Genomic DNA, 15,748 nt, shown 5'->3' with positions numbered 1-15,748 from the left:
AGACTCGAATTACCCGCTCGAAAGACCAAGACAGGCAAGGAGACCATCACCATGGCTGAAGTTGGAGCCGCACAACTCGTCGCGTTCGCCGAGCGCATGGACGAATTGAGCCGTCGGGCCCAAAACGTCCTGCAGCGCTACCTCGATCACGCCCAGCAGGTGCAGGGCGGGGGGATCCTCAACGGCGCCGGCGGCGATATGAACATCAAGACCTCCGCGGAGGTGCACGAGGCGCAGCTGCGGATTCAGACGCGTTTTCAGCAGCTCAACGATCTGATCCGGCAGAACACGCAGGGCTACACCGCCCGCGACGAGGACAACGCGCATGCACTGGCGGCCATCCCCGGCCAGCTGCGGTTCTCCTAACCCAGCGCCCACCAACGACTTTCACTCAAGGAGTAACTGATGACTGACGGACACATGCGGTACAACTTCGCCGGCCTGGCCGACTACACCAGCGCCATGATGAGCTACAGCCAGGAGCTCGATCAGATCGGCCAGGAAGCGTTGCACGAATTGGCCGGTATCCAGGCTTTCTTCAACACCGAGCACGGCTCGGTCGGCTACCAGCAGGCCCAGAACATGATCATCGAGGGCATCAACGACGGCAAGACGGTCATCGCGTCCCACGGTGACGCGGTCGACACCTCCGCGTCAGACTATATGGCCCAAGACATTTCCGCATACAACTCGTTCCAGGGGTAACCCGAACCCCGGCCGAAGCGGGCCACGGCCCGCGAGGGAGAAGGGGGCCGACGACGTCGGCCCCCCTTTCCTTGGCCGGACAGAGAGGAGCACGAAGCGTGCTGACAACATCTGTCGGCGGTGTGTGGGTGCTGCAGGCGCTGCTGGGTGTGGAGTCCATGCCGGCGGCGCTGCGGCTCAAACCGTTCATCCCGTCGATCCACGAGTCGCTGATCGTCCAGACGACGCAGGGCCCCCGGCCGCTGTCGCAGACGGCGGAATACGCCGCGCTGCACCAGGCTGGGGTGATCGACGGGGCGGGCCGTGTCGATGACATGGTGCGCGATTGGATGACGGTGCTGGGCCGCCCGGACCGCGAGGCGGTGCTCTCGGTGCGCCACCCGGCACCGCCCTCAGCAGACCCCGACGCCCGCGTCGTTGACGAGCGGGTGATGGTGGTGTGCCGGCATCGCCGCTGGATGGCGATGGCCGCCCGCGACGGCGATGAGATGGTGGTGGGTCCGGTCGGGGAGGCCGACGACGGGCGTCGGCAGGCGGAGTTGATGTGCCACATGCTGATTCCGGCGTTCGGGCAGGGCACACCGGCCGACATCGACGGCGCCAACGTGCAGCTCGATCTGGTGACCACGGCGATGAGCACCGCCGCCCCGCATGGCCGGCCCGCGGTGTCCACGGCGCTGTCGCGCCTGGGGTTGCCACCCTCGACGGTGCAGGCGGTGGCCGCCGCTCACGATCTGGACCGCTCGGCGATGGCCGTGGTCGCCGTCCTTGATCGCGGCGCCCAGGTGTCACCGCAGGCACGGGTGTTGACCGTGGCCGACACCGATCTGGGCCGGATCAGTTTCACCGTCTCGACCGCCGCCGACGGCAAACGGTGGATGAGCATCTGGCCCACGACGGCGGAGGGCTTGCGCGCCGACCTCACCGAGCTGCTGTCCGCGCCCGCCGCGGCGGCGGCCTGAACTGCGGATTCCGCAATGTCTAGGGGGCTGAAAGTGGTGCCGATTTTGACCGGGAAGCGCCGGGTGCGGGTGGCGTTATGGCGTTGAATCTCACCTCGCGGGTGCAGGTGAGCGCCTCGCGGTTTTGGAACAAGCGCAACGCGGCGGCGCTGTCGCACCACGGCGTTCGCTTGGACTACGACCCGGAGTCGCGCCGCGCCGCGGCGCTGATCCTGGGCTTCACCCTCACCGTGGTGGCGGTGGGCATCATGTTCTTGATGGCCTGGTTCAAACCGTCCGGTCAGGTGGGGCAGTCCAAGATCCTCGCCGACCGTGACACCGGGGCGATCTATGTCGTCGTCGACGGCCGTCTGCATCCGGCGCTGAACCTGATGAGCGCCCGGCTGATCGCCGGGGAGAACGCCAACCCGACGTTCGTCACGCCCGCCGAGCTGGAGAAGTTCCCGCAGGCTCCGACCGTGGGCATCCCCGGAGCTCCGACCCAGATGCCGGTGCGCACCGGCGCTTCCTCGCAGTGGGCGCTGTGCGACACCGCCCCGACAGCCACCGCGATGGCCTCGGCACCCGCCCGGCCGGTGGTAACGGCCATCGCCGGCGCGCTGAGTCTGGGCCAGCGATCCGCGCCGCTGCAGATGCCCAACGCGGTGCTGGCCCGCCACAACGACAAGACCTACGTCATCTGGGATGGGCACCGCAGCGAGATCGACCTGTCCAACAAGTCGGTCGCCCTGGCATTGGGCATTGATTCCAGCGCACCACAACCGATTCCGCTGTCCACCGCGCTGTTCGACGCCATCCCCGCGACCGATCCGTTGACCAGCCCGGCCATCCCCAACGCCGGGGCGCCCTCGCCGTGGAATCTGGGGCCCGGTGTGGTGATCGGGTCGGTGGTGACGGTCCATGATCTGACACAGCCAGCCGCGGACGCCTTCTATGTCCTGCTACCTACTGGTGTGCAACGCATTTCGCCGTTTGTGGCCACCCTGCTGCGTTCGGCGAACTCCTTCGGCGACGTGGCCCCGGTGCCGCTGTCCCCGGACGCGCTGGCTCCCGTGCCCACCGTGGACAGCCTGCCGGTGTCCTTCTATCCGACGACGCGGCTGCACCTGGTGGACACCACCGTCGACACCACGACCTGCCTGGCCTGGTCAAAGGGGGCCAGCGACCGGGCCGCTGAGGTCAGCGTGCTCTCCGGACAGGGACTACCGATTCCGGCGACGGCCGATTCGCGGCTGGTGCATCTGGTCAAAGACGCCACACCCGACCTGACGTCGGTGGAGGCCGATCAGGTCTCCATCGCCCCGGGCGCCACCAATCTCGTGCTGAGCACCAGCGCCGCACCGACCTCGACGAGCAAAGAGTCGCTGTGGTGGATCTCCGATCAGGGTGTGCGCTTCGGCATTGATCTCGACCAGCGCGCCCTGGAGTCCTTGGGGGTGTCCCCGCCCAGCGCCGGTCAGGCCCCGTGGCCACTGATCCGCGTCTATGCTGCCGGGCCGGCGTTGAGCCGCTCCGACGCGATGACCCAGCACGACAGTCTCACGCCGGTGGGCGGCGCCGAGCCGTTGGTGACCCAGACACCCGGAGGCTCACCGTGATTCGGAAAATCAAGGACCCGACAACATGTGCCGATAGGTGCCACTTCCACACCGTGAGGATTGATAGGTGACTGACCGTCAGAACAGCGAATACGTCGAGGCGCACCCTGCTGTCCCCCCGGGTGGGGTTGCGCCGGGCCGACCGGGCCAGGACACTGACGGGCCGGGGCTGCCGTATCCGGCCCCGGATTTCGGCGAGGTCGACGCCGACCAAGGCCAGCGCTGGCATGAGGAGGATTCGCTCGACGACTCCTCGCTTGGAGCCCACCGCGCCCGTCCCAGCGAGGACTCCACCACGGTGATGCCCCCGCTGCCGCCCGCACCGCGTCCGGGTGCCGGCGCGCCGCTGCCGCAGTGGGGCGAACCGGTTGCGCCGCAGCCGCAGTGGGGCGCACCATCCCAACCGCCGCCGCGTCGGGCCTACCCGGGCGACCCCTCGCGCAGCGAGCAGCCCGCACCGCTGTCGCGCGGCGGTGCACAGGACAGCGAGTTCTGGCCGGAGGGCGACACCGCGGCACCGCCGCCGCGGCCGGCTCCCGTCACCGAGCGCTGGGACGACGACGCATGCCCGGGGTGGGACACCAGCGGCTATCGCGGGGGCGCCGCGCCGAGCAATTTCAACTATGTCGATGCCATCCGCCAAAGCGAACTGGTGCCGACCCGCAAGATCCCGCCGGGGCGGGGATGGCGAAAGGCGATCTATGCGATCACCTTTGGGCTGATCAACCTGGGCCGCTCGCCTGATGAGCGCAGGCAGGCTGAACTGGACGCCAAGATCAGGTCGGTGCTTCGGGGCCGCTACAAGATCGGCGTCCTGGGCAAGGGCGGCACCGGAAAGACCACGATCGCCGCCTGTGTGGGGTCGGTGTTCGCCGAGCTGCGCCCGGAAGACCGGGTGGTGGCCATCGATGCCGACACCGCTTTCGGCAAGCTGGGCAGCCGGGTGGATCCCACTGCTGCGGGATCGTACTGGGAACTGGCCGCCGACCAGCATCTCGACAGCTTCAGCGACGTGCGCTCCCGGGTGGGGTCGAACTCGGTGGGGTTGTTCGTGCTGGCGGGGGAGGCCGCCACCGCGCGGCGGCGGGTGTTGGACCCGCCGATCTACCGGGAGGCCACCGCGCGGCTGGACAACCATTTCACCATCTCGATCATCGACTGCGGATCGACGATGGATTCGCCGGTGACCCAGGAGGTTCTGGCCGACCTGGATGCGCTGATCGTGGTGTCCTCACCGTGGGTGGACGGGGCCTCGGCGGCCGGGCAGACGCTGGAATGGCTGGCCAACAGCGGCTACACCGCTCTGCTGCACCGCACGGTGCTGGTCCTCAACGATACCGACGGCCACGCCGACGACCGCACCCGCGCCCGCCTGGTCGAGCAGTTCGCCTCCCGCGGCCAGGTGGTGGTGCAGGTGCCCTTCGACGCCCAGTTGCGCCCGGCCGGGGTGGTCGACATCGACAACGAGGTGAACCGGCTGACCCGCAGGCGGATCTTCGAGATCGCCGCGGCCCTCGCCGAACACTTCGCCGCCACCACCGACCGACCGCGGGAGCGGCGGTGACCAGCCTGCGGTCGATGCCCACGGCGGCGCCGGCCTCGGCGGCGCCCGCCCCGGCGGTGCCGGCGTCATGCCGGGTGTCGATCCTGGTGGGCGATCACCACCAGATCGACATGGTGTTGCCCGCCGCGGTGCCGCTGGACGCGCTGACCGACGCGACCCGCGACGCAATCAACCGCCAGCTGCGCAGTACCGGCGACGACGAATTGCCGGGCGGCACATACGTGTTCGTTCGTGCCGCGGGGATGACCGCCCTGGCCGGGGATATGTCGCTGGCCGCCCAGGGCATCACCGACGCCGAACTGCTGGCTCTGGTCCCCGCCGATCACGCGGTGCGCTACACCCCGAATATCGAGAACGTGTCGACGGCACTGGCCGGCTGGGCCCGCCAGCACTTCCCGACGGTGTCGGCGCGCGACGCCCGCTGGGTGGCGGTGATGTTGACGCTGACGGCGCTGGGGTTGGCGGCGCTGATTCTGTGGCGGATGCGGTGGGCCAGCGGCGGGGGATGGGTCGTTCCCACGGTGTTCGGCGCCGCCGCGGTCCTGCTGGCCGGGGCTGGCTGGGTGTGCACCCGGCTGCAGTCAGAGCGTTTCGTGATCGGCGCGCTGGCGGCGTCGACGGCGGCAGCGCTGACCTTGGCCGCCGCGTGCGCCCCTGCTGGCGCCCATCCCGGCGCCCCGCACGCATTCCTGGCCTGCCTGGTCGCCATCGTCAGCGCTGTGGGGTTGGCGAAAGTCACTGGCGGCTATTGGGTGTCAGCCGCGGCGGTCACGGTGGTGGCGACCGCAGGGTTCGGCGCGGCCGCGGTGCGGATGTTTTTCGACGTGCCCGGCCAGCGCATCGCGGTGGTGGTGCTGGTCGCGGTGCTGGTGGCATCGGTGAGTTGTTCGAGTGTGGCCCGCTGGCTGGCGCGGGTGCCGCGTCAGAGTTTCCGCTCGATCACCGGCAAGGATCTGTTCGCCCGCGCCCCGGGCCAACCCGAGGACACGCTGTCTCCGGTGGCTGATGCCCCCGAAGATGTCACGCTGCGCGGCGATCAGGTCGCCGAGGTGGCGCTGCGCGCCAATCGGGTTCTGCGCGGCATCTTGGCCGGGATCGCCGCCGTCCAGGTCGCGGCATCCTGGTTCGCCATCCATCCCGGCGTTGGACGGCAGTGGCCGGCGGTCACCGTGGTGGCGGTCTGTGCGTTGTGTTCGGTGTTGCGCGCCAGGGCGTTCCGGGACCGCCGCTGCTCGATGACGTTGGTCACCGGGGCGGCCCTATCACTGTTTGCGATCCCGCTGCATTACGGACTGTCAGCCAACCCGGCGGCGATCGCGCCGGCGTTGTGGTCGGCGGCGGTGGTGGTGGCGATAGCGGTCTGCGCGCTGGCCGCCGGGGCGTTCGTACCGGCCCACATTTTCTCCGAGACGGTGCGCGAGCTCGTCGAATGGCTCGAGTACGCCCTGTATGTCGTCGTGGTGCCGTTGGCGGCGTGGGCGATCGGATACCTGCACTACGTGCGGAACCATTGATGTCGGTGCGCCGTGCGGCAGCCTGCGCGGGCGCGGGCGCGTTGATCGCCGCCCATGTGCTGGCCCCCCCGGCGGCGTGGGCGATCGCCCCGCCGGTCATCGACCCGGCCGCACTACCGCCCGACGACACCCCGGGCCCGAGCGAACCGATGCGCCAAAACTATGGCTGTGCCCAGCCGGCGGTGATCGCCGACCCGAATCTCAGCCAGCCCGCACCGGGCAACGTGATGATGAATCTGGCTCAGGCGTGGCAGTATTCGACCGGCGCGGGGGTCACCGTGGCGATCATCGACACCGGCGTGACGCCCAATGCGCGATTCCCGGCGCTGTTTCCCGGCGGCGACTACGTGATGGGGGACGCCAACGGCGGGCTGGTCGACTGCGAGAGCCACGGCACGATCGTCGCCTCGATTATCGGCGCGGCCCCCGCGAATCCCGCTGACCGTCCGGTGCCGAGACCGGCCGGAGTGGGTGCCCCACTCCCGCCGCCGGGAGTGCCGGCCAACCCCGCACAGCTGCCGCCCCCGCCGCCCCCACCGCCTGCGGCCACGGTGACCGTGACCGCCCCCGCCCCGCCGCCGCCGGCGCCGGCCGGGCCACCGCCGCCGGACGCCCCGCCGCCGGACGCCCCGCAGGCCGGCGGGCCCGACGATCCCAGCGGCGGGGTGCCGCTGGTGGCGGGGTTGCCGCCGGGCACCCCGGACGGAGTCGTGGGGGTAGCCCCGGACGCGGCGCTGATCTCGATTCGGCAAACCTCCCCGCAGTTCTCCCCGGCCAATCCGACGCCGCAGGAGGCCGAGGAACATCGCAAGGCCGGCGACATCGTGACCCTGGCGCGGGCGATCCGCCACGCCGCTGATCTGCCGGGGGTGCGCGTCATCAACGTCTCGCTGGCCAGCTGCATCAACGCCGCCGCCCCGGTGAACCAGGACCCGCTGGGTGCGGCGGTCCGCTATGCCGCCGTCGACAAGGATGTGGTGATCGTCGCGGCGGCAGGCAATAAGGGCGACCCCCTGCAGCCCGACTGCGCCCAGAACCCGTCGTCGAACCCGTTGGACCCCAACGACGCCCGCGACTGGTCGGGGGTCCACACCATCGTCACTCCGGCCTGGTACTCCGATTACGTGTTGACCGTCGGGGCGCTCACCCCCGACGGACAACCGATGCCCGATAGCATCGCCGGGCCGTGGGTCGGAGTGGCCGCTCCCGGTTACCGCGTCATGGGACTGTCCAGCCTCAACGGCAGTGCGGTCAACGCCCTGCCCGCCAAGGACCCCGGCACCGGGTATGGCTTCTGGGGCACCAGCTTCTCCGCCGCCTACGTGTCGGGTGCGGCGGCGTTGGTGCGCGCGAAATTCCCCAATCTGACTGCCCATCAGGTCATCCGGCGGCTCACCGAAACCGCGCACAACCCCGCCCATGGGGTCGATAACCAGGTCGGCGCCGGGGTGGTGGACCCGGTTGCCGCGCTCACCTACGACGTGGCCCCCGGTGACGCCACACCGGCCGAACACCTTTCCACGCCGTTGCATGTCCCACCGCCGGCGCCGGCCCCGGATCAGCGGCCCCGCAACACCGCGCTGATCGGCGCGCTGGCCGTGCTCGGGCTGACCGGCGCGCTGGCCGGTGTCGCCGCGATCCGACGGAGGATGTCATGAAGGCCAGCACTGTGGCAGTGCGTCCCACCGCCGCCGCGGTGGTGGCCGCCGAGGTCATCGCCCTGGCCGCATTCGCGGCACTGCCCCCGCACCGGTTCGGGTGGTGGCCGGGCGCGGTGATCGGTGTCGCCGCGTTGGTGCTGCTGCTGATCACCGTGTACCGCCGCAACGCCGCCGCATGGGTGGCTGCCCGGCTGCGGTGGCGGACCCGTCGCACCACGGTGGCGGCGGCCGGCGTCGCGGTCGATGTGCCCTGCGGATCGACCATGGTGGGGGTGCGCGCTGAACCACACGAGGCCATCACCATGGTCGAGGTGGCCGGGCGCGCCTACACCCCGACGTTCCTGCGTGGTTCGGCGCTCACCTACACCGAAAACCTGCTGCCATTGCAGGTTCTCATCGACAACCTCGATCAGCCGGGCGGGCTGCGGATCAGCATCGACGTGGTGCAGTCCGGGCAGCGGGTGCGTCGCGGCAGCGGCTACCCGGCCCTCTACAGCACCTTGCTGGCCGATCGCCCCGCCGCCGGTGCCCGCCAGACGCGCCTCATCGTGCGCCTAGACCTGAACGACTCCGTAGAAGGGTTGGTCTACCGGCGCTCGATCGGGGCGGCGGCAGCGGCAGCCACCGACCGCATCGTCACCGCGCTACGCCAACACGGTGTGAGGGCTACCGCCGTGAGCGCCGAGGAACTCGACGAGGCGCTGGCCCAGCTCGGCGCCGGCCTGGCCGCCCCGCCCGACACCGCCGAAGAGGACCCGGCCGACGACGCGGATGCGGGCAGTTCGGCACGTCGCGCGGCGGTGCGCGAGTCGGCGCCGGCCGTGGACGTGGGCTGGCGCACCCTGGACGCCCACCCGGGGCATCTGAGCAGCTGGTATTTCTCCCCGGAGGACATCACCTCGGCCTCGCTAAACCAGATGTGGTCGCTGCGTAGCGATTCGGTGGTGCAGGTCACGACAATCACCAAAGCGCGGTGCACCCAGCCGCAGGGCGGGGGACCGGTGCTGGTGTCGGCGCTGGTGCGTACCGATGATCCCCAGCCAGCCCAGCAGCCGCCGACGCTGTACCTGAATCCGCTAGCGGGGGATCAGCAGGCCGCGGCGCTGTGGGCAGCCCCGACGCAGCGACCCCGGCTGCGGCTGCCCACCGCGACCTTGGAGCGGCCCGATGAGTTGGAGATCCCGATCGGGGCGACCGGGGTTCTCGTGGGGGCCGCCTTGCACGACGATCTGACCGCCCACCCGGGGATTCATCGCGACGACCTGGTGATGTGGGCGCTGACTGATCCGGCACAGGTCACCCGGATCTTGATGAACACCTCGGATTTCTATGTGCGCCAATTGATTATCCGGGCCGCTGCGGCCGGGGAGCGGATCGCGATCTATTCCGATGAGCCCAGTCGTTGGCACTCGGTGTCCCAACCCAACGTCGCCGTCGTGGACCTGGGACGGGCACCGGAGTTCGTGCCGACGATCGTGGTCAACGACCGTCGGGGCAACGCGCCGGCCGGGTTGTCCTCGACGGTGATCACTCTGGCCGATGACGCCGACCCGGGCGGGCCCGATCCTGATCTACGGTTCGTGCAGACCTCCCGGTCCACGGTGCGCATCAGCACCGCAGAACGCACCCTCGACGTCGCGATCGTGGCGTTTCGGCAGGAGCAGGCGTGGACGGGCTAACCAGGAGAGGATTTGTCGTCGTCGGCCACCTTTGGTGATGGCGCGACTGGCCATCGCGTCGTGCCGCGGTCGTCGAGCTCCGCATAGGAGGTCGGTCGCGTCCGGTGCCGGAGAAATTGGTGCGAAGAGCCCCGCTGTGTAGCCCTTAGCGTTGACGTATGGACAATTCGTTCAACGAGGACGGGTTTCGGCCTCCGGTAACCCCTTTCGCGGGATGGGTGCGTGGCCGTGACGGGCTTCTGCGCCCACTGGAAAGCGCCCCGCATATCGGCGCGTTTGCACCGCCGGGGACCGGCAAGACCCGCCGCTGGCTTTCTCAGGCCGCTGTGTTGTGGCCGGGGCCGGCGTTGGTGTCCTCCAGCAAGGACGACCTGATGCAACTGGTGGCCTCCCGACGGTGGGGCCCGGCCGCCCTGATTGATCTGCGCCCCATCGCGGCACCCTGGTATCCCAAGGACTTCGCGCCTCACCGCTACGACCCGACCGCCCTGATCAGCACCCTCGACGACGCTATGGCGGTGGCCGAGACACTGTTGAGCACGTCCTCGGTGGCCCTGTCGGGCAGCGCATTGCGGTCTGGCACCGATCCCGGGCCGTGGGACCAACTCGCGTTCGCCCCGCTGACCTGCCTGCTCTACGCCGCCAGCCCGCCCGTCTTCAACGGCAGCATGAACTGGGCGTTAGAAGGGGCGGAAAAAGTGGAAAAGCCGGCGAAGAACAGCAGCGGAGCTTTTCAGGTCAGCGCCGAACCGTCGTGGGCCAACGCAGCAGCAGCATGCGGTGATCCGCTGTTCGAGGCGCGCGTCAACGGGGTGCTCGACATGGAAGCCAAACAGCGCGACTCGGTCAAGATGACGGTAACCAAAGTTCTGACCGCCTGGCTGCGAACCTCCAAGCGCGACCGGGGGCTACCGCCGCTGAGCCTAGACTTTCTCGACGACCCCAGCGCCACAATCTATCTGCTGACCCCCGCCGACGGAACAGTCGCCGCCCAGGCCATCACGCTGATGGATCATCTGATCAACCGGCAGCGAACCAAAGTCGCCCAATGGGAAGAGTTCCACCGCCTCGGATTCTTCCTGGACGAGATCACCAACACCCCGCTGCCGCGACTACCCCAGTATCTCGCTGAGTCTCGCGGCCTGGGGACCGCTATTTGTTATGCCGCCCAGGCGGGTTCGCAACTGGAGGCGATTTACGGCCCGCTGCAGGGTCGGGCGATCCGTGACGTGACGCCGGCGAGCTTGATCATGTATGGCTCCCATGAGCGTGATCTGATGGAGTCGGCGGCGTTTTGGGCGGGCAAGGCCACCCGCAGCCACCAGTCCTACGACCACAACGGTGATGACAAGACCACCGGTCGCGCGTTCGGTAACGCCCTGGAAGCCGAGGAACTGATGCCCCGCAACAGCGGAGAGGCCCGGCTCATCGTCCGGGGCGGCCCTGGACAAATGGTGGAATTGATCGAGTGGTCCGATTTCAGAACGTATTTGGACGCACTGCGTACCGCTCGGACGACGACGACTGTAGTTTCACAAAATTAGTGTCACCGTCTCAGTCTGATGCTAACTGGATGTCAGTAGGGGGCGCCGCGATCCTCTCCGGGTAGCAGCTCGGGCAGCGGCGTCCATCGTTGCAGACCCGGCATGGCCGCCTGGGGTGCATACCAGGACTTGGCGCGGGTATCCCAGCCCGCACCAGCGGCCTTGGCCTGGGGGTTTCCCGCGAACGAAAACTCGAGCCAAACCCGCACTGCGCCTTCCCTTTGTCCAATGACGACGGTGATCCACGTCTAGACCGCTCTGCAACCTCCCGTTGGCGCCAATTTTTCCACCTCGACGGCTGCGGCACAGGCGGGCTCGGCCAAGTCGGGCAGACCGGGCCTGATCCGGCGGCTCCACCCACCGGCGGCTACCCGCCTTCATCGACAGCTTGGGGTGGCCGGCATCGAGGTTGAGCTGCGACAAGACCGGCGCAGACGCAGCGCTGTCAGCACTGCAAAATTGGTGCCTAATGGGGGTTCTGGGCAGCTTTAGGCTCAATTCATGCGTGATCCCAGCAGCGACGACAAGTTCGACGAGTTGCGCCGGGCCTGGATCGCCCGCCACCAGGGGTGGTCGACCATTCAGCGGCGCCGGGCCGAACAGTTGGGCCGCAAAGTGCGGGCCCGCCAGCGGCTCCAGTCCGTGGCGGTGCCCGACCCGCACGACGACACCCTGCTGCCGCCGTTATGGCTGCGAACCACTCGCTCCCCGGCCTCGCAGGTCGAGCTTGTGCTCATGTCCGCCGTGGTGGTGCTGGCCCCGTTCGGCCTTATTGGTGGCTACGTGCTGAAAGCGGTGGTGACCCGGCTGATCCCGGGTGATCTGCGGGGCTATCCGATCGCTGTGCTGCTGTGGGCGGCGGCGGGTCTGGGTGCGGTCATTGTGGTGTTGTCTCTGCTGGTCTATCAGCCGGGGGCGTCGTTTGGGCAGGTCGCGGTGATGCCGTGGATTTGTGTGCAGTTCGCAGCGGTGTTCGCGGTGGCCGGCGTCTTGGGTATCGCCGAGGGATGGTTGGCGGTTGCGGCGTCACGCCTGTGGTTTCCTCGCACACCTGCTCGCCACGAGTTGACGGGCGCGCAGGCCGACGACATTCTGGGCGGCTACGACCTGACCGGCCCGGGCCTGTTGGATGCCCGCCGGCTGAATACGCCGGGGGAGCGGACGCGGTGATGCTTGCTTGGGTTGTTGTCGGCGAGCGCGCCGAACTAGCTTCCCGTGGACGAGGACGCGTCGCCGCTGTTGAACTGCTGCAGCAGGTCCTCGTCGACGTCGAACTCGTTGGCGAGGTGGTCGAGCCGGTCTTCGAGGCGGTCCAGGCGCGCCAGGAGGGCGCCGACATCGGGCGCGGGCCGCGTCGATTTCAGTGCGCAGTTGGGACAGCAGCCTGTCCAGGACCGAGCGGGGGTCAACGCCTCTCCGATCGCGGCCCGTGCGGTGACGGTGAGCGGTTTGCCACCGAGCAGCACCGCCGCCGAGGAGCCAGGTTCCCAGCCCAGGCAGCGGTCCAGGCGCAACTGGGTGCTCACCCGCGGAGTGTTCTGTCCGGTCCGGTCGCGGATCTTGTGCAGCGTGGAGCTTTCCGGCCCACCCCGCCGGGTGAGGTCGGTCTTGGTGAGCCGAGCTGCTGCAGACGCACATCGACGTGGTGCATCAGGCGTTCGATCCCGCCGGCGGGAGGGCTTATACAGCGACCCCGCCGCACGTTATCTTCGCTATCTGCAGGCGGTTTCGGGCCGTCGACCGTTGTTGGAACTAGCTTGTGAGGTGCTGATAATGAAGGTTCTGGTGGGTATCGTCGGCATGGGCATGCTGGTCGTCATTGTCCTGTTGGGCGCGATCGCACAGCTGATTGTGGAGCTGTTCCCGCTGTTGGTTGTGGTCGCCGTCGCAGTCATGGTAACCGCGGTCCTGCGCCGCCGATCGGGCCCGCAGCGCCCGCCGTTGCCGGCCCCGCCGCGGTTCGGGGTGGCGGTCCCTCCGCCCCCGGCGTGGGTGTGCCCGCCGCCGCCGGGCTGGGTGATGGTGCCGGTGTGGGTGGGACCTGCCGGGTCCCCCACATCCCGGCCCTATATCGATGCCGAGGTCACCGACGACGGCGGGAGGTCGTGGCGGTGAGCAAGACCGTGGCCGACCCTGACGGCGCGGTCACTGATGAGTGGTGGGCGCACGGTCATCTCAAGGACGAGGACTCCCCACTGGAGTTGCTCGGCCCGGTCCCGCCCATGCCGCCGGCCGAGTGTGGCGGCGGCGCTGACACGGGCCCGGTGGCGCCGACCGCCGCTGTTCCCGCCGACGACGACCCGCTCGGCGTCGATACCTCCGATCCCGTTGTCGCACAGCAACCGCCGGTTGAGCTCGACACCCCCACCGCGCCCGGTCCTGCTGCCACCGCGGCGGGGGAGGCTGACCCCAACGCAGGGGCCCGCAAGGTCGCGGTGTGGCTGGGCACGGGCCTGGTGGTCGCGTTGACGGCCATCGTGGCCGCGGTGGTCATGTTCACCGACCACAGCCGTAGCGCGCCGCCGCCCCGCGAACCGGCGCAGTCCGCGGTCATGCCGGTGACACCGGCTCCCGCGCCGACCTCGATGCCACCGGCTCCTGATTCCGATCAGGTTGTGCCCTACACCGCCGCCGCCAACTGCCCGCCGGGGTCGACCTCGGCCCAGTCGCTGGCCGATGCCAGCACCGACTCGGCGTGGGTGTGTGTTCGCGGCCAGCAGGGCGCCCAGGTCGACGGACAGGTTCTGCACGTCGACTTCGGGCACAGTTACGTGCTCTCGGCGGCGTCGGTGACACCGGGATGGGTGCCGAAAACCCCGGGCGGGAAGGATGATTGGCTTCAACACCGGGTCGTAACCAAGCTGCAGTACATCTTCAATGACGGCGACCGCACGGTCGTCACCCAGGACACCGGCAATGTGCACGGACCGGTGATCATGGCGCTGCCGAAAAGGGTGCTGGCCTCCCAAGTCACCGTCATCGTGTTGCAGACCGCGCGGCCGCCCGCCACCCCGCCGGCCGGCACCGCCGACCCGGGCGGCGATCAACCCGGCTTCGGCGACTCGGTGCTCGGCTCGGGCGGAACGCCCCCGACGTCTGACACCGCGACGGCCACCGACCCCGCCACCCTCGATGCGCCCGGCACCGACCCGGTCGATGCCACCTTCGCGATCAGCGCGTTGAAGTTCTTTGGTCACCAACCGAATTGAGACTGGGATGAAACTGTCACAGACGTGGTCGGCCCGCCTGCAGCACGGCGGCCAGCTCGGACGCAAAGCCGCACTGGCGGTCCTGACCGGGCTGGCGGTGCTGGGCGGGATGGCGGGCTGCAAGGTGTTCCTGGCCCCTGAGCACCCCGACTTCGCCGCCATCGCGCAACGGGTGCACAACGAGCAGGACCAGGTCGGCGCGTTCGCCGCCGACTTCGTGGTGTCGTGGTTGACGGCCACCACAACCTGCCAGGGCCAGCCCGCCGCGGATCAAGGCGCCGCCGCCGTGGCCGACACCAGCTGCAAGGACCGCGACGCGGCGGTGTTGCAACGCTTCATCACCACCCCCGACGGGTCGGCGATGACGCTGCCGCAGACCCCGGCCGCGGTGGTCACCATCCCGCAGGTCGTGTCGGTGATCAGCGCCGGCTCGGTCGGCGATGCTGATCTCTACACCGCGGTGGTGGCGGCCAACGAGCGTCCCTACGCCTCAGCGCAACCCACCCGCGCCTTCTATCAGGTGCCGGTGTCGGTGTGGCACTACCAGCCGCGGGCGCTGGCGATGCCGGCGCGCATCAACGGTCCCGGCCCCGGCGCGGACATCAAGCTGGGCTACCGCCAGACGGTGAGCACCGACAGCCCGATCTACGCGGTGCTCACTGGGTTCGTGCGCACCTATTTGACGTCGACCACCGGCCTGGATCGCTACGTCGTCGCGGGGACGCCCCTGGTCGGGGTCGGCGGATATCAGAGTGCGATCGTCACCGCCGCCAGCTCCGCGGAGACCGTTCCCGACCAGCCCGCACCGGGCAGCGAGATTCATGTGCTGGCCACTGTCCTCGCCCAGACATCCCAATTTGCGACGGTGACCATGGTCTACCCGCTGCGGGTCGAAAACAGCGGCGGAACATGGATGATTTCCGCCCTGGACTTGATGCCCCACGTCGCCGGGTCGGAGGCCACCGCGGTGAGTCCGCGCAACCCCTAGAGAAAGCAGAGGAAGACAATGATTGCGACCGTTCTCGCGGACACCCAGGTGCTGGCCGCGGCCGGCATCTTCAGCTCCGGGCGTGACCTGATCCTGGGCGGCATCGGCTTTTTGGCGGTGGTGGCCCTCGCGGTCGGCAGCGTCTCGGCGATCCGGGCGCACAGCCGCGAGGGCGCCGGCGCGGGCATTTCCGCCCAGATCGGCACCATCATCATGGCGGTGCTGATCCTGTTGTCGGTGGGAGTGGCGTCGGCGCTGACCCGGGAGGCCAGTAGCCACGGCATCTCCAATCCGGTTCGCGTGGAAAGCCCCTGGGGGCAGTAG

General features: G+C 69.1%; 16 protein-coding genes. 14 read left to right on the top strand and 2 right to left on the bottom strand.

What is annotated here, in order from left to right:
- Positions 1–51: 51 nt before the first annotated feature.
- The 9 genes from B133_RS0121820 (at position 52) to B133_RS0121780 (ending at position 11,227) form a co-directional block, all read left to right on the top strand.
- Positions 52–366: a hypothetical protein gene (locus B133_RS0121820; protein WP_157626079.1), complete on the top strand. Its 315-nt coding sequence runs from the start codon at positions 52–54 to the stop codon at positions 364–366.
- A 39-nt stretch (positions 367–405) separates the two neighbouring features.
- Positions 406–705, top strand: coding sequence for a hypothetical protein (locus tag B133_RS0121815; RefSeq protein ID WP_036419777.1), 300 nt, complete (start codon positions 406–408; stop codon positions 703–705).
- A 98-nt stretch (positions 706–803) separates the two neighbouring features.
- Positions 804–1,667, top strand: coding sequence for an ESX secretion-associated protein EspG (locus tag B133_RS0121810; protein WP_036419775.1), 864 nt, complete (start codon positions 804–806; stop codon positions 1,665–1,667).
- Positions 1,668–1,744: 77 nt separating this feature from the next.
- Positions 1,745–3,265, top strand: coding sequence for a type VII secretion protein EccB (gene eccB / locus B133_RS0121805; protein ID WP_018604183.1), 1,521 nt, complete (start codon positions 1,745–1,747; stop codon positions 3,263–3,265).
- 67 nt (positions 3,266–3,332) lie between these two features.
- A complete protein-coding gene (locus tag B133_RS25095; protein ID WP_018604181.1) occupies positions 3,333–4,829 on the top strand; it encodes a MinD/ParA family protein in 1,497 nt (498 codons plus the stop codon).
- A 14-nt stretch (positions 4,830–4,843) separates the two neighbouring features.
- Positions 4,844–6,343: a type VII secretion integral membrane protein EccD gene (gene eccD, locus B133_RS0121795; protein ID WP_036419829.1), complete on the top strand. Its 1,500-nt coding sequence runs from the start codon at positions 4,844–4,846 to the stop codon at positions 6,341–6,343.
- Entirely contained in the window at positions 6,343–8,001 is a 1,659-nt protein-coding gene (gene mycP, locus B133_RS0121790) for a type VII secretion-associated serine protease mycosin (RefSeq protein ID WP_018604178.1), read from the top strand. Before eccD ends, mycP begins: the two co-directional genes overlap by 1 nt.
- Complete coding sequence (gene eccE / locus B133_RS0121785) at positions 7,998–9,683, top strand: type VII secretion protein EccE (RefSeq protein ID WP_018604176.1); 1,686 nt, start codon at positions 7,998–8,000, stop codon at positions 9,681–9,683. The genes mycP and eccE overlap by 4 nt, the downstream gene beginning before the upstream one ends.
- A 158-nt stretch (positions 9,684–9,841) precedes the next feature.
- The gene (locus B133_RS0121780) at positions 9,842–11,227 is read left to right on the top strand and encodes a type IV secretory system conjugative DNA transfer family protein (protein WP_018604175.1); all 1,386 of its coding nucleotides are present in this window, start codon (positions 9,842–9,844) and stop codon (positions 11,225–11,227) included.
- Positions 11,228–11,259: 32 nt separating this feature from the next.
- On the opposite strand, the gene B133_RS24550 is transcribed toward B133_RS0121780, so the two are convergent.
- Entirely contained in the window at positions 11,260–11,436 is a 177-nt protein-coding gene (locus B133_RS24550; protein WP_157626077.1) for a DUF5710 domain-containing protein, read from the bottom strand.
- 292 nt (positions 11,437–11,728) lie between these two features.
- On the opposite strand from B133_RS24550, the gene B133_RS0121775 reads away from it, so the two are divergent.
- A complete protein-coding gene (locus B133_RS0121775; RefSeq protein ID WP_018604174.1) occupies positions 11,729–12,397 on the top strand; it encodes a hypothetical protein in 669 nt (222 codons plus the stop codon).
- Positions 12,398–12,432: 35 nt separating this feature from the next.
- Here B133_RS0121775 and B133_RS0121770 read toward each other — a convergent pair whose 3' ends face one another.
- Positions 12,433–12,753, bottom strand: coding sequence for a hypothetical protein (locus B133_RS0121770; protein ID WP_018604173.1), 321 nt, complete (start codon positions 12,751–12,753; stop codon positions 12,433–12,435).
- Positions 12,754–13,000: 247 nt separating this feature from the next.
- Between B133_RS0121770 and B133_RS0121765 the strand changes: the two genes are divergently transcribed.
- Genes B133_RS0121765 through B133_RS0121750 form a run of 4 tightly spaced genes read left to right on the top strand, consistent with a single transcriptional unit; the run spans position 13,001 to position 15,748 of the window.
- Positions 13,001–13,342, top strand: a complete 342-nt coding sequence (locus tag B133_RS0121765) for a hypothetical protein (protein ID WP_018604172.1) — start codon at positions 13,001–13,003, stop codon at positions 13,340–13,342.
- A complete protein-coding gene (locus tag B133_RS23160) occupies positions 13,339–14,436 on the top strand; it encodes a hypothetical protein (RefSeq protein ID WP_157626075.1) in 1,098 nt (365 codons plus the stop codon). Before B133_RS0121765 ends, B133_RS23160 begins: the two co-directional genes overlap by 4 nt.
- Positions 14,437–14,443: 7 nt before the next feature.
- A complete protein-coding gene (locus tag B133_RS0121755) occupies positions 14,444–15,424 on the top strand; it encodes a conjugal transfer protein (RefSeq protein ID WP_018604170.1) in 981 nt (326 codons plus the stop codon).
- An 18-nt stretch (positions 15,425–15,442) separates the two neighbouring features.
- Entirely contained in the window at positions 15,443–15,748 is a 306-nt protein-coding gene (locus B133_RS0121750; RefSeq protein ID WP_018604169.1) for a hypothetical protein, read from the top strand.

The sequence above is a fragment of the Mycobacterium sp. 155 genome (assembly GCF_000373905.1).
Lineage (GTDB): Bacteria > Actinomycetota > Actinomycetes > Mycobacteriales > Mycobacteriaceae > Mycobacterium.
Note: the sequence above shows the minus strand (reverse complement) of the source record. Positions and strands in the feature narration are given on the sequence as shown.